The organism is Flavobacterium sp. TN-1, assembly GCF_052828645.1.
In genome coordinates this window covers 107,042-122,033 of the sequence record NZ_CM128253.1, presented here as the reverse complement: position 1 = coordinate 122,033, position 14,992 = coordinate 107,042, and the positions used below count along the sequence as shown (strand labels likewise).

Annotated in this window: 13 protein-coding genes; 3 read left to right on the top strand and 10 right to left on the bottom strand. The window is 31.1% G+C overall.

Translation table 11 applies throughout. The features are described from left to right. Positions 1-46: 46 nt before the first annotated feature. From ACUXZJ_RS00470 to ACUXZJ_RS00460, 3 genes are all read right to left on the bottom strand, one after another. Positions 47-1,510, bottom strand: a complete 1,464-nt coding sequence (locus ACUXZJ_RS00470) for a lipopolysaccharide biosynthesis protein (protein WP_060382952.1) — start codon at positions 1,508-1,510, stop codon at positions 47-49. Positions 1,511-1,629: 119 nt separating this feature from the next. After that, entirely contained in the window at positions 1,630-2,391 is a 762-nt protein-coding gene (locus ACUXZJ_RS00465) for an FkbM family methyltransferase (protein ID WP_060382951.1), read from the bottom strand. A 187-nt stretch (positions 2,392-2,578) separates the two neighbouring features. Beyond that, a complete protein-coding gene (locus ACUXZJ_RS00460; protein WP_060383875.1) occupies positions 2,579-4,324 on the bottom strand; it encodes an ABC transporter ATP-binding protein in 1,746 nt (581 codons plus the stop codon). 51 nt (positions 4,325-4,375) lie between these two features. On the opposite strand from ACUXZJ_RS00460, the gene ACUXZJ_RS00455 reads away from it, so the two are divergent. Then, complete coding sequence (locus ACUXZJ_RS00455) at positions 4,376-5,326, top strand: GSCFA domain-containing protein (RefSeq protein ID WP_060382950.1); 951 nt, start codon at positions 4,376-4,378, stop codon at positions 5,324-5,326. 2 nt (positions 5,327-5,328) lie between these two features. Continuing rightward, on the top strand, positions 5,329-5,940 hold the full coding sequence (locus ACUXZJ_RS00450) for a DUF4230 domain-containing protein (RefSeq protein WP_060382949.1): 612 nt from the start codon (positions 5,329-5,331) through the stop codon (positions 5,938-5,940). A gap of 276 nt (positions 5,941-6,216) precedes the next feature. Here the strand turns inward: ACUXZJ_RS00450 and rho are convergent, their stop codons facing one another. After that, entirely contained in the window at positions 6,217-7,995 is a 1,779-nt protein-coding gene (gene rho / locus ACUXZJ_RS00445; RefSeq protein WP_060382948.1) for a transcription termination factor Rho, read from the bottom strand. Positions 7,996-8,165: 170 nt separating this feature from the next. On the opposite strand from rho, the gene ACUXZJ_RS00440 reads away from it, so the two are divergent. Then, a complete protein-coding gene (locus ACUXZJ_RS00440) occupies positions 8,166-8,573 on the top strand; it encodes a DUF4293 family protein (protein ID WP_060383874.1) in 408 nt (135 codons plus the stop codon). 871 nt (positions 8,574-9,444) lie between these two features. Here ACUXZJ_RS00440 and ACUXZJ_RS00435 read toward each other — a convergent pair. The 6 genes from ACUXZJ_RS00435 to ACUXZJ_RS00410 form a co-directional block, all read right to left on the bottom strand. Further along, positions 9,445-9,804: a rhodanese-like domain-containing protein gene (locus ACUXZJ_RS00435; protein ID WP_081078423.1), complete on the bottom strand. Its 360-nt coding sequence runs from the start codon at positions 9,802-9,804 to the stop codon at positions 9,445-9,447. 8 nt (positions 9,805-9,812) lie between these two features. After that, positions 9,813-11,570, bottom strand: coding sequence for an aromatic amino acid hydroxylase (locus ACUXZJ_RS00430; RefSeq protein WP_060382947.1), 1,758 nt, complete (start codon positions 11,568-11,570; stop codon positions 9,813-9,815). A gap of 70 nt (positions 11,571-11,640) precedes the next feature. Then, the gene (locus ACUXZJ_RS00425; protein ID WP_060382946.1) at positions 11,641-12,024 is read right to left on the bottom strand and encodes a group III truncated hemoglobin; all 384 of its coding nucleotides are present in this window, start codon (positions 12,022-12,024) and stop codon (positions 11,641-11,643) included. Positions 12,025-12,121: 97 nt separating this feature from the next. Beyond that, positions 12,122-12,652, bottom strand: coding sequence for a DUF4136 domain-containing protein (locus ACUXZJ_RS00420; RefSeq protein ID WP_060382945.1), 531 nt, complete (start codon positions 12,650-12,652; stop codon positions 12,122-12,124). Positions 12,653-12,720: 68 nt separating this feature from the next. Beyond that, positions 12,721-14,706, bottom strand: coding sequence for a urocanate hydratase (locus tag ACUXZJ_RS00415; RefSeq protein ID WP_060382944.1), 1,986 nt, complete (start codon positions 14,704-14,706; stop codon positions 12,721-12,723). An 81-nt stretch (positions 14,707-14,787) separates the two neighbouring features. Continuing rightward, entirely contained in the window at positions 14,788-14,970 is a 183-nt protein-coding gene (locus ACUXZJ_RS00410) for a DUF5522 domain-containing protein (protein ID WP_060382943.1), read from the bottom strand. Positions 14,971-14,992: the final 22 nt, after the last annotated feature.

The following is a 14,992-nucleotide window of genomic DNA, read 5'->3' as shown; positions in this document are numbered from 1 at the left end:
TAAGCTGCTTTTTTGAGGTTAAAAGATTTTTTTAATTATTTGCCCTTTACCTCATTAATGATTTTGGTAAAACCTCCTTTATAGGGATAATTTTAAAAAATTCATTAGCAACAGCAAAAGCAATAAGAACTACAAAAGGTTTGTAGCATAAATTAATAAATTTATAAGGAGTATTAGGTAATAAACGACCGATGATAATCACAATAATTAAAACAAAAAATAAATGTAAAAACTTCCAACTAAAAGGATGTATACCAAATTTTTTATAATTAAAATAAATTTTTATTAAGTTGTAGGTAGTTAGAGAAATAGCAGTAGCAATAGAAACACCAATAATTCCTAATTTAAACCAGAATAAAAAAATTAGATTAGATATTATAGTCAACAACGCTAATGCAACGGTTGTGGTATTATTAAACTTATAGTATTTAGAATTAGTAATAATATAACCATTAAAACCTGTAGCTAGATCAAATAACAAAGCAAATCCCATAATATATAATACAGGTAAGCCCTTGATCAACTTATCTCCGTTTTTCATCAAAGCAAATAAATCTTCAATTCCAACAGCTACTAAACCAAATAATACGATGCCAATTACAAATAAATACAAAGATGTTTTATGATGTAAGGTTTTTAAATCTTGTATCTTGTTTTCAGCTATATACTGTGCAATAATAGGGGCTGAAATAGTATAAACACCTAAGGCAGGAACAGTGATCATTCGAACCAAATTAAGAGATGTATTATAGATAGAAACTTCTTGAAATGTTAACATTTCACCAATCATATAGGTGTCAATGTTCAGAGCAATTACAGACCCCATACTACCTAAAAACGTATAAAAAGAATAAATAAAAAGAGTCTTTCCAAATTGATCCTTTTTTAAAAAAGTAAAATCCATTTTTTGAGTTAGTTTTTCTAGGTGATTAAGATAAATGACCATTCCTAAAAAAGCAATTACAAAAAAGCTAACAAAGATCCATAAGGCTCTGCTTTCTTGTAGTTTATCCCAAAGTAATAATGCAAAGGCTGTTACCATTCCTAATTTAGGAAATAAATTTTCGAAAATATTAGGGATGACAATTCGTTTCTTGATAGAAATATATTTAGATGTTAATTGTATTAATGAAAGAAGAAATGCTACTGAAAGTATATAAGGTGAATAAATGTAAAAATCAGTTGACTGGAGTGATGGAAAGAGTATTGTTGTGAATCCTAATAATATAAATCCTAATAAAAAATTACGGCTAATAAAAACGATAGAAAATTTAAATAAATCTTGTTGCGTATTGTTTTGTGACATCTGAGGAAAAAATCGGACGTTAGCGTGCATGATTCCCAAGGCGATCACAGGTAGAATTAATAAAGCAGTTTGATGTATAAACTGAAGTTTACCCGAAAAATATAAATCATACGGATATAAAAATACGGTAGAAAATATACCCACAAGAGTACTTAAGTATCCTATGATACTATATTTTATACTCTGTCTTGCAACAACACTCATTTAACTACTTATTTTATGAATTTTGATAAACTTATAGAATATTTAACTCAATATCCAAAGGTTATATAGGTTATCTAATAGGATTTTTAACTATGCAATTATCCCTATGAATTCTACAACTATTTAGGTACAAAAATAAAATTATTTATATAGCGATTAAAATCATTTAGATATTCATCTTTTTGAAAATTAGATAATAAAGAAATGTCAAAAGGATGTAAAATCAATGATTTTCTATTAAAATAAAAAACCTCATAATCAAAACTATTTATAAAATCAAAAATTTCTTGGATTCTATAATGAGCATGGCGTAATTCAATTTCAATAATAAATGTTGGACGTAATTTTTCTAGAACTTTTTTACTGCCTTTAATGGTATCAAATTCATGCCCTTCAACATCAATTTTTACTACATCTAACTTTTCTATTTTATTTTGTGAAACCCAATCATCCAACGTTATTGTTTTGATTTCAATTTTTTCTACTTCGTCTCCCATGTTTTCTAAAGAAGCACGTGTGTCCTGTAAACCATTTTCTTTTTTAGGAATATGTAATATAGAAGTACCTGTTTTAGAAGAAACAGCTAAGGGAAATAGTTTGATTTTAGGAAATAAAGGTTGAATATAATGAACTAAGGATTCATTTGGTTCAAAACCAAAAATTTTACCTGTTTTGATCTTCTTCTCAGCTTGATATAAATAAATTCCTTTATTGGTTCCTATATCCACAAAAATAGAATCTTCTTGTAAGAGCTGATGAATAAGTAGTAATTCTGGTTCACACTTATAATCAGTTGTATGTAAAGAATCAAGTGTTTTGTAATATCTTTTCTTATATAAAGAAGGCCAAAAATGATAGGCTAGTTGTATTAAAAATTTCATTTTTATATGTTCGTTTAACTAAATATTTTAAAAAAAATAAACAAGGCTTTATAAACTTTGTTAATCTGGAAAAATTTTGTCATTCTAATCTGATAAATGATTTTTCAAAAGTAATCTTTTCCCCAAAAATAGGAAACATAAGACATTTAAGCAGATGAAATGCTCTTTTTTAGAAAATAAAACGATTCTATTTTCTTTCGCCTATTTGTTGTCTCCACATAGCATAATACAATCCTTTGCTATCTACTAAATTTTGGTGTTTCCCGTGTTCGATAATCTTACCTTTTTCAAGAACAAAAATCTTATCAGCGTGCATAATAGTAGAAAGACGATGAGCAATTAGAACCGTTATACGGTTGTGGTTAGAGATAGATTTAATAGTTTCATTAATAGCCTCTTCTGTAAGAGAGTCTAGAGCAGAAGTTGCTTCATCAAAAATCAAAAGATTTGGGTTTCGTAAAATAGCTCTAGCTATAGATAAACGTTGTTTTTCACCGCCTGAAACCTTAATTCCTCCTTCTCCAATGGTCGTATTAATACCATTTTCTGCACGATTTAAAAGGTTTTGACAACTAGATTGTTGTAGCGCATTTAATAAATCCTCATCGGAAGCATCGGGTTTTACAAAAAGTAAATTTTCCTTAATTGTTCCTGAAAATAATTGTGCATCTTGTGTTACAAATCCCAATTGTTTTCTAATTTCTAATAATTCTACCTCTGTTTCATTTATATTATTGTAGGTAATAGTTCCCTCGTTAGGTTTGTAAAGTCCTACAAGTAGTTTTACTAATGTTGTTTTACCTGATCCTGAAGGGCCTACAAATGCAACAGTTTCACCTTTTTTGATTTCAAAAGTAATGTTTTCAACCGCTTTAAAACTAGCTGTTTGATGCTGAAAACTTACCTGATTAAAACATAGTTTTTCTATTGTTCCAATTTTTTTTGGAGAGGTGGGTTTATATTCTGATTCCTGAGATAATAGCTTTTTAAAATTATCTAAAGAAACCTTTGTTTCATTTTTTACAATAATAAATTGACTCATTTCTTGTAAAGGATTAAAAATAAAAAAAGTAAAAAAAGTCATCGTTAACAAATCGCCAACTACTATTTTGCCCTGAAAAACAAAATAATAAAGAGTAAAAACCACTGCGGTTCTCATAAAATGAACCGTTGTTCCTTGTATAAAACTTAAACTTCGTATATAACGTATTTTTTGAAGTTCAAGACCTAGTATTTTAAGGGTGTTTTGGTTTAGACGAGCCTCTTCTTGTTCTGTAAGTCCAAGACTTTTTACTAATTCAATATTACGTAAACTTTCAGTGGTTGAGCCTGCTAAAGCATTTGTTTGAATTACAATATGTCGTGATATGGATTTTATTTTCTTTCCTAAAACAGAACTAACAAGACCAATAATAGGAGCTGTAATAATAAATATAAATGAAATTTTGACATCAATACGAGCAATGTATAAAAAAACAAAAATAAACCCGACTATTGTTTGGAAAACTAATGAAATAGAAAGATTAATTAATTTTTCGGAATCAATTCGAACTTTTTGTAATTTATTAAGAGTTTCGCCGCTTCGTTGATCCTCAAATTGAGCATAGGGCAAATCTAATGATTTTTTAATGCCATCAGCATACATCTCAGCTCCTGTGCGTTGTATAACAATATTGGTGAAATAATCTTGGAAGTTTTTAGTAATTCTAGAAATCATAGCCATTAAGATGGATAAACCTAACCAAAAGCCAACAGCTTTTACAAAAGCCAGATCATTTCCTTTGTATTTTTCAATGCCTACACCACAATCCTGCATTATTTTACCTGTGATAATAGAATCGCTTAAGCTAAAACAAATGTTCATTCCAGCCATTAATAAGGCAATGGCTAAAAGTCTATAATGTTTTTTTAAATATTGAAATAAAATCTCCATTTCTATAAAGTCCATATTTAGAGGATTGCTAAAATATTTGTAGTTTTGAATATGATTTTTTCATTAAAAATACCAATTGACAAAACCAAGAATACAATAAATTATCAATCCGATTTATTGTTATTGGGTTCCTGTTTCTCAGAAAACATCGGTAACAAATTTAGTTATTTTAAATTTAAGACCACAGTAAATCCTTTCGGGATAATTTTTAATCCCATTTCTATAGAGAAATTAATTAAAAGAATTGTAGAAAAAAAACATTTCACAGAAGAAGATATTTTTTTTCACAATGATTTGTGGCATTGTTTTGAAATACATTCAGAACTTTCAAATCCAGATAAAGAAAACTTTTTAAAAACACTCAATGACCTAATAGAATTTGCAAATAAACAAATAAAAGAAATTACTCATTGTATTCTAACCCTAGGGACTTCTTGGGTTTATAGAATAAATAAAACAGGAGAAACAGTGGCTAACTGTCATAAGGTTCCGCAAAAAGAATTTACCAAAGAATTGCTTTCTGTAGAAGTTATTCAGCAAAGTTTGATAAACATTGTTTTACTCGTAAGAAAAATAAACCCAGATGTGAAATTTATTTTTACTATTTCTCCAGTACGGCACATAAAAGATGGTTTTTTTGAAAATAATGTAAGCAAAGGAAATTTGTTTTTAGCACTTCATAAAACATTTTCTATTTCAAAGATAGAAGAGGCGTATTTTCCAAGTTATGAAATTGTAATGGACGAATTACGTGATTATAGATTCTATGAAAAAGATTTGCTACACCCTAATGAACTTGCTATAGATTATATTTGGGAACGTTTTTCAGAAATTTATTTCGAGACAGAAACGCAATCTTTAATGCTTGAAGTAAAAAATATTCAAAAAGATTTAGCACATCGTCCTTTTAATCCCAATACAGAAAAACATCAAAAATTTTTAGAAAAAATAGAATTCAAAAAAGCACTATTGTTTAAAAAAATACCTCATTTATCTTTTTAATTATGAATTATATCTACAAAAAACTATTTTACGGACTATTATTTTTAGTGCTCATTTTTTTTGCATATCGATATCTTAAAAATAATGATGAAACTTCTACAGAATATAATACTAATTTAATCCAAGAGCAAGTTAGAAATGTTGGGAAATTAGTGGTAACAGAAGGACATTATTCTCAAGTATTAACTTTTAAAGATCAAGATCATTATTTAGGAGGGTTCATATCATTTGATAAAAAAGCATTGATAATTGTGAATTCAGATGTAACGATAGGATACGATCTACGTCAAATGAAATATGAAATAGATGATAAATCTAAGGTTATTCGAATTATATCTATACCAAAAGAAGAAGTGAAAATTAGTCCTGATATACAGTATTACGACATTGAACAAAGTCAGTTTAATAAGTTTACAGGTTCTGATTTTAATGCGATTACTCAAAAAATTAAAAAGGATTTAGCTAAAAAAATTCAGAAATCTGCTTTGAAATCCAATGCTGAAAATCGGTTAATAAGTGAATTGTCAAAAATATTATTAGTTACCCATTCTGTGGGGTGGAAAGTAGAATATAATGGAGAAGAGATAAAAAAGGAAGTTGACTTTAAGCTTTAATGTATTTTGCTGTTGGGTTTTATATCTTCAAAAGAAAAGGGAATATTTTAAAAGATAAAGATTTTTTAAACATATACATAAAGGTTGTTATATAAAAAGAATTTGAATGTCTTTAATGATAAATTATAAGAGACTGTTCAAAAAGTTTGCAATCTTTCATTTCGACCAAAGGGAGAAATCACATAATCTTGATTATGAGACTCCTCCTTACGTCGGAGAGACAGACTGCATGTTGATTTATTACTTTTTGGTCAGTCTCTTTGTTATATGTAGTGTTTAATCATTCATAGATATTAAAAATTCTTCATTGTTTCGAGTCTTCTTAAAGCGATCATTAATAAATTCCATTGCTTCTACAGAGTTCATGTCTGCTAAGTATTTACGCATGATCCACATACGTTGAATGGTTTTTTCGTCTAATAAAAGGTCGTCACGACGTGTACTAGATGAAGTAAGATCTACAGAAGGGAAAATGCGGCGATTAGCAATTTTACGATCTAATTGAAGTTCCATGTTACCAGTACCTTTAAATTCTTCAAAGATTACTTCGTCCATTTTGGAGCCTGTTTCTGTTAATGCAGTAGCAATGATGCTTAATGATCCGCCGTTTTCTACATTACGTGCAGCCCCAAAAAAGCGTTTAGGTTTTTGTAAGGCATTAGCATCAACACCTCCACTTAATACCTTGCCAGAAGCTGGTTGCACAGTGTTGTAAGCACGAGCTAAGCGAGTAATAGAGTCTAATAATATAACGACATCGTGACCACATTCAACTAAACGTTTTGCTTTTTCAAGTACTATATTGGCAATCTTGACATGTTCTTGTGGTTCGCGATCAAATGTAGAAGCAACTACTTCTGCTCGCACACTGCGTTGCATATCAGTAACTTCTTCGGGACGCTCATCTATGAGTAGTACAATCATGTACACTTCTGGGTGATTTGCCGCAATAGCATTAGCAATATCTTTAAGTAACATGGTTTTTCCTGTTTTTGGTTGAGCTACGATCATACCACGTTGCCCTTTTCCAATAGGGGAAAATAAATCTATAATACGTGTAGAAATAGAACTACCTTTTTCTGCTAATTTAAATTTTTCGGTAGGAAAAACAGGAGTTAAATGGTCAAAGGAAACACGATCTCGTACTACTTGTGGGTCATGACCATTAATTTTTAGAACTTTTACTAAAGGGAAATATTTTTCTCCTTCTTTTGGTGGGCGAACAACTCCTTTTACTGTGTCACCTGTTTTAAGACCAAATAATCTAATTTGAGAAGTTGACAAATAAATGTCATCAGGAGAGGCTAAATAATTGTAATCAGCGGAACGTAAAAAGCCATATCCGTCAGGCATCATTTCTAATACGCCTTCACTTTCTATGATACCTTCAAACTCATAATCAGGTTCTCTGAAATTAGTTGTTTTTTTGTATTTAGGATTTTGGTTATACTTGTGTTTGTTTGATTCAATAGATGGGGGTAATTCAGGTTCTATAGTAGAATTGTTTACTTGGTCGGATGAAATTTCCGCTATTTCTACAGTTTCTTCTGTTTGGCTTTCTTGGAGGTTGATTGTAGTGTTTATCTCTTCTGTTGGAAGATTAGATTCAATAATCTTTTCGTTTGTTTCAGTAATACTCTTTTTGTCTTTAGGGAATTTCTGGTTTTTATTCTTTTTTACAAAAGTATCCTTTTTTTGTTCTGTAACTTCTTCTGTGTTAGTTGTTACCTTCTTGTTGTTTACTTTTTTAGATGTTTTTTTTTCATCTGTTTCTTCCGTAAAAAAGGACGTTTCTTGATTTATATCAACTTTTTCAGGTTCTGATGATGCTTCTTTTTTGTCTTTGACCATACGAGTTCGTTTAGGTTTTGAAGAATCTTCAGGGATGCTATTTGCATCAGGGGTTAGTTTTTCAGGGTTTGAAGCTTGGAAGTCAAGTATTTGGTAAACTAAATCGTCTTTTTTAAGAGTTTTAAAATTCTTGATTTTCGCTGCTTTTGCAATTTCTTGCAATTCATTTAGCTTCATTTCTTTTAATACAGAAATATCAAACATAAAGTATAGTTAGCTTAAAAAAATGGGGTTTAAAAATTGATTTTTTGAAACTTATGTTCCGAAGTATGAAGTGCTTACGGATTGTTCTTGCAATAATACAAAATTTTATTAAGGAAACAATAGTTTTTTTAAAAAAGAAAATATATTTTTGTATCAATATAGTAGAAAAGATGATTCAAAGAGTTCAAAGCATATATTTAGTTCTGGCTTTTGTTGTAATGGCGGTCTTGCCTTTCGTGTTTCCTCTTTGGAAAGAAGGGGAGAAAGAGGTATATTTTATGACAAATATTACCTATACTGCTTTCTTCGGTTTGAGTACCTCATTATGTATGATGAGTCTATTATCTTTTAAAAAGAGACAAACACAATTTGTTTTGAACAGATTGAATATAATATTAAACTTAATTTTACTAGGATTATTTGTGTATTGTGCACTAAATTTATCTGGAGGAACTCAGGTTCCTGTGAAGGGTATTGGGATGTTTCTTCCTGCAATCACTATCTTGTTGTTAGGGTTAGCTAACAAAGCCATTAAAAGGGATGAAGATCTTGTAAAATCAGTGGATCGATTACGATAAACCTATCATCTTAGTTTATTAGTGCGACTAGTCTCAGAGGTAACTCTGGGACTTTTTTATTTAGAAAAAATAAAAGTAGAATCTTTTTTGAAGAATTTTAAAATCCATGTAATGCTTTTAAATTCGTGTTAATTGACTTTATATGTGTGAAATAAGTTAAATGAAATAAAAGAGTTTGGATTAATGAGAGATTTGGGTTAAATCTAAGTCTTTTTGTCTGAAGCCCTTTGGAGTGTGAATAATATTCAAAATAATTCCATTTAAACTTAAAATATACTGAATTAAAAAGTAAAATTCTCGATATGTTTTTTTATTTTAAAACAACTCGAAGAAGCGGTTGAGTATATAACTGAAATCATCGTTAGTTCGAGTGCGAAGCGCATCAAGAATCAATACTAATTTTTATTGCTTTTGTAGGATAATGTTTAAATCAACATTCAGTTTGTCACTCCTACGTAAGGAGGAGTTTCATAATCCAATATTATGTGATTTCTCCCTTTGGTCGGGATGATAAGATTGTGAACTTTTTGGACAGTCTCAAGGTTAGAAAAATAGTATTATGAGGAAATTTCAAAGTTTAACCCAAATTACGCATTAGAGAATTTAAAAAAAAACTTTATTGATTCCCTAATACTTTAATTTTTAAAAACTAGAATTGATAAAAATTAAAATGTTTTATTTCAATGAGTTATAAAAATTAGTTTTTCTAATGTGTAATCTGAGTTTAAATGGTATTAGATCAAAAAAAGTCTTAAAACAGAAGAAGTTTTATCGAAGGAAATTTTTTGACCCAAAAAAAGGCTATCTAAATTTAGATAGCCTTTTGTTTCCAAAAAAAAACTAATAATGTGGTATCTTGATATGAAGAAAATTATAGCTTATGTTGTAAACTATCCCAACTCCCGCCGTTTATACACTCAAAATTGTGTTGTTTAAGTATAGAAACTGCTTGACTGCTACGTATACCACTACGACAACAGGCAATTACAGGTTTATTTAACTTTTTAATGTTTTCTATTTGTTCTTTGATGTTATCAAGAGGGATGTTTTTTGATCCTGGGATATGTCCAGAAGCGTATTCAGCAGGCGTTCTTACATCTATAATGATTGCTCCTTTGGCTATGAATTCTTGTAAATTGTTTTTTTTATTGAAACCTAGAAAGCTAAAAAAGCCCATACCTTTTGATTTTTGATCAAATGTATGGGGTCTTAAATTATTTTTGTGTGACAAAAGTTACATTAGAAAGAAACTTTTTCTAAAATTAGGTCTAAGCCATTTTGAATTAGTTTTTTTGCTTCTGGTTTACGAGTTTTAACATTTTCTAAATGATTTAATACTTTATTTACTAAATCATTATGATTTTGTTTATGTGCTATTTCGGCAATTTCTACTGCTAGTAGCCAATCATTTGGATGGTTGTTTGTTAAAATACTAAAAATTTCTTGAAGTGTTATGGTTGTATTTCTTTCTTCTCGAAGATTTCGAACATTTCTATATAATCCTTCTAACTCTTCTCGTTCGGCTGATTTTTGTTGTTTTATAGTTTTACTGGAAGGAACGTGGCTAATCATATCAAAACTGTTTACATCTGCTGGGCCAGAAAAAGCGGATATGATTTCTTTTCCTACTGCCATATCATAAATTCCCCATTCAGGTTGAAATAAAATTTGATTGTCATGTGTGACGGTACAGTTTTTAAATTTAATAATTAATATTTTACCTTGTATGTTGCGTGTACCTGTGATAATTTCACCTGTAACCTTTATGTTTCCTTCGAATTCTAATGTAATTTGTCTTCCTTCGTAAATATCATAAGCTCTTAAGTCACGTGGACTCATATCTTCAATAGCAAGATTAATTCCTTTTAGTTTGCCTATTGGTGAACCAAAGCCTTCTGCATGGTGTTGGGTTCCATGTCCTACTAATTCTTTTTCACGATAAGATAAAGCTGTTTTGCCTGTTGATTGAATATAGACAGGTTTTCCTTCGTTTTCTATTACGTTACTAAAGATGCCTGAAATTTGTAAACCAGTGCTTAGCTCAATACTTCCTAAAGCTTTTGAATTTATGAGTTTTTTCATGCCTGATAAACCTCCTGTTCGTAATGCCATTTTGTTTGCAAACTCTTCTAAAACTAAGCTCAAATGGGCAAAGTCAGGTGTTACATATAATTGTGGTTGAGGTTTTGTAATATCAAAACTTTGGTTTGCAGCAGTTAGGTCATAAGTAATTTTTTTAACATTATTTGTCATACACCATTCGCTTTCACCAATTGAAGAGAGTAATCCTGCACCATATATTTTAGGATTTTCGATGGTTCCTATTAAACCATATTCAACAGTCCACCAATGTAAGTTTCTGATTTGAGCCATTTCAGAGGGTTCTCCCATATTGTTTTGAAGGAAATTCACTTGTTCTTCGGCTTTTTGTATCTCCTCTTCTGGGGTGTTCTCCGCTTCTTTTAGAATAGAGAGTAAGCGTATGGCTTCGTATAGTTCGTAATCTCTTGCAGAGGAAATGGCTTTACATCCAATTTCTCCAAAGCGTCTTAAATATTCTGCATATTCTGGATTGGCAATAATAGGAGCATGTCCAGCTCCTTCGTGAATAATATCAGGAGCAGGAGTATATTCTATATGTTCTAATTGACGTATATCACATGCAATAACTAATACATTATAAGCTTGGAACTCCATAAAAGCACTGGGAGGAATAAAACCATCTACAGCCACTGCTGCCCATCCTATTTCTTTTAAAATACGATTCATTCCATACATATTAGGAATGTTGTTTGTGTCAATACCTGTTTGTTGAAGGCCTTCTAAGTAAGATTCATGAGCAACTTTTGAAAGATAATCTACATTTTTACGCATTACATAACGCCACACCGCTTGATTAATAGGGGTATAGTCCTCATAATTTTGAGGAATTATAAATTGTTTTAAATGTTGAGGTAATCGGTCGATTAAGGGATTGCTTTCAAAATGAGTTTCCATATTTTAATTAGTTATTTGAGCAAAAATAAGCCTTTTTGTAACGAATTTAAAATTTAAAATACTGATGATGCTATAAAAGGGGGTTATGATTGGCTTTTTTGAAGTATTCAATTTTGTATTGAAATAGTTCAGCCATTTTACTAGCTCTCCATTTAATTTCATCTGCTTTTTTTCCTGTAAATAGATTATCTACTGTGGTATTGAATAGTTTTATCCAACGGTTAAAATGTATTTCTTCTAATGGCATTTTAGCATGAGGAGGAAAAGGAGCTCCAGAATAAGTATGTACTTTTAGTAGTACGGTTTCCCAAAAATTATACATTTTGTTTAAATGAGGAGTCCAATCTTTTATAATGCCATTAAAAATAGGACCTATTAGGGTGTCGACTTTTACTTTTTCATAAAAAGTATTGACTAATAGTTCTATATCGGATCGGTTTTGGATGTCTTTCATTTTATGTACATAATTGTGACAAAGGTATTTAATTGATGCTTTTTAAAAAATGATAAATGTTAGTAAAAAATAAATGCTCCGATGAAGGAGCATTTATTTAATTCTTTATTTGAGGGGGATATTTTTCAAGTATTTTGGATACAAATTCTTTAATGCGAGCATCCTTTTTATTTACATCGTCTGTTAAATATCCAGAGCCTTTTCCTTGCCAGATCAATTCTTGGGTTTTGGCATCTATAATATCAATAATTAGTGTTCCTTCTATAGAGGTAATAGGCATTGAATAGTTAATGCCAGCACCCCACCAGGGATTATTCCATCCCATATTCCATCCCCAATTATTGTAGTAGTCTATACGTTCTTTTTCTTTTGTGAAAAAGCTGATGAGTATATCCGCATTTTCAGATTTTGTAAAACCTTTGGATATTAGAGTTTCATTTAAAGCATAAAGTATTCTTTTTTTGTCTAAATCTGATATTTCAGCTTTGTCAATTCCGCTTTTGAGATAGGCAAAAGTTTTATACTGATCAAAATGAGCTCTTTTGTCATAGTCCGTATTTACATACACAGAGCTGCATGCTGTAAGTATGAAAAAACAGAGTAGTACTAGTAATTTTATCGTTTTCATAATATTGAAAATTTTAAGAGACTGTTATAAAATTACAACAAAAAATATACCAAAGCAAATATCTGGTTTTATAAGAGTGTTTCGTCTACTAAGTTAGGTAAGGTCACTTTTAATAAAGGTTCTTGTTCCATTGCTCTTTTGATAGCAAAAATAGCACCTTCATTTCTTGCCCAACTTCTTCTTGAGATACCATTGTTAACATCCCAGAAAAGCATGGATTTTAGTCTTCTATCGCTGTCGCTTGAACCGTCTAATAACATACCAAAACCGCCGTTAATTACTTCTCCCCAGCCTACACCACCACCGTTGTGTATAGAAACCCAAGTGGCGCCACGAAAGCTATCGCCTATGACGTTATGGATTGCCATATCAGCTGTAAATCGAGACCCATCGTAAATGTTAGATGTTTCACGATATGGGGAATCAGTACCTGACACATCATGATGGTCACGACCTAATACAATAGGGCCAACTTCTCCTTTATTAATGGCGTTGTTGAATGCTTGTGCAATTTTAGTACGACCTTCAGCATCAGCGTATAAAATACGTGCTTGTGATCCTACAACTAATTTGTTTTGTTGTGCACCTTTAATCCACTGAATATTATCCGCCATTTGTTGTTGAATTTCCTCTGGTGAATTTTGCATCATTTCTTCTAAAACTTGACAAGCTATGTTGTCTGTTTTTTGTAGATCTTCGGGTTTTCCAGATGTACAAACCCAACGGAAAGGACCGAATCCGTAATCAAAACACATAGGTCCCATGATATCTTGAACATAGGAAGGGTACTTAAACTCTTTACCTAAAGTTGGGTTTTCAGCCATAACATCAGCACCTGCGCGTGAGGCTTCCAGAAGAAACGCATTTCCATAATCAAAGAAGTAAGTTCCTTTTGCGGTGTGTTTGTTTATAGCTTCTGCGTGACGACGTAATGTTTTTTGAACTTCTATTTTAAATTGTTCAGGGTTGTTAGCCATCATTTCATTGGCTTCTTCAAATGAGATGCCTACTGGATAATAACCACCTGCCCAAGGATTGTGTAGGGATGTTTGATCTGAACCTAGATCAATATGTAGGTTTTCTTCATCAAAACGTTCCCATACATCTACCACGTTTCCTAAGTAGGCTAAAGACACGATTTCTTTGGTTTCTAATGCTTTTTTAACACGAGTAATTAGAATGTTTATATCTTCATGAACTTCATGAATCCAGCCTTGTTCATGACGTATTTTGGTTATTTTAGGATTTACTTCAGCACAAACGGTTACACATCCTGCAATTGTTCCTGCTTTTGGTTGAGCACCACTCATTCCTCCTAATCCAGAGGTAACGAATAAGCCTCCATTTGGATTTTTATTGATTTTTCTAAATCCATTCAAAACGGTAATGGTTGTTCCGTGTACAATTCCTTGGGGACCAATGTACATATAACTTCCTGCTGTCATCTGACCATATTGAGTGACTCCTAAAGCGTTGAAGCGTTCCCAATCATCAGGTTTGGAGTAATTGGGTATCATCATGCCATTTGTAACGACTACTCTTGGAGCATCTTTATGGGAAGGAAACAACCCCATAGGATGTCCTGAATACATGACTAGTGTTTGCTCATCAGTCATTTCAGCTAAATATTTCATCGTTAATCTATACTGAGCCCAATTGCTAAAAACACCGCCATTACCACCGTAAGTGATTAATTCATGTGGATGCTGCGCTACGGCATAATCCAAATTGTTTTGAATCATAAGCATAATGGCTTTTGCTTGTAGGCTTTTACCAGGATAATCAGTAATAGGTCTAGCTTTTATCTCATAATCAGGACGTAAACGATACATATAAATACGTCCGTATTTTTCTAATTCTTCCTTAAATTCAGGAATTAGTTCAGCATGCTGATGGGGCTGAAAATAACGAAGAGCATTCTTTAAAGCTAATTTTTTTTCTTCTTCGGTTAATATTTCTTTACGCTTTGGAGCGTGATTAATTTGTGTTTCATACGTTTTTGCTTGTGGTAAAACGTTTGGAATTCCTTGTGTTATTTGTTCTTGAAATGTCATTTTGTTTAGCTTTAAGCTTTATGCTGTAAGCAATAAGCAGTATTTATGGTGTGTTTTTAAGTTTTAGAATAATTGTGGATATTAATTGGTTTTCTTAATAATTCCTGTTTTTTTATCAAATCCGTAAGGACAATGGCGACATCCGCTTTTGCAACAATAGCCTCGTTTTAAATGGTATTTTTCTGTAAAACATTTATATCCTTGGGGGGTGTAATAAAAATCTTCTCCTTCTTTTAAATTATTTGGATTTAAATCATTGTTCATGTGTACAAATTTATCAAATTTG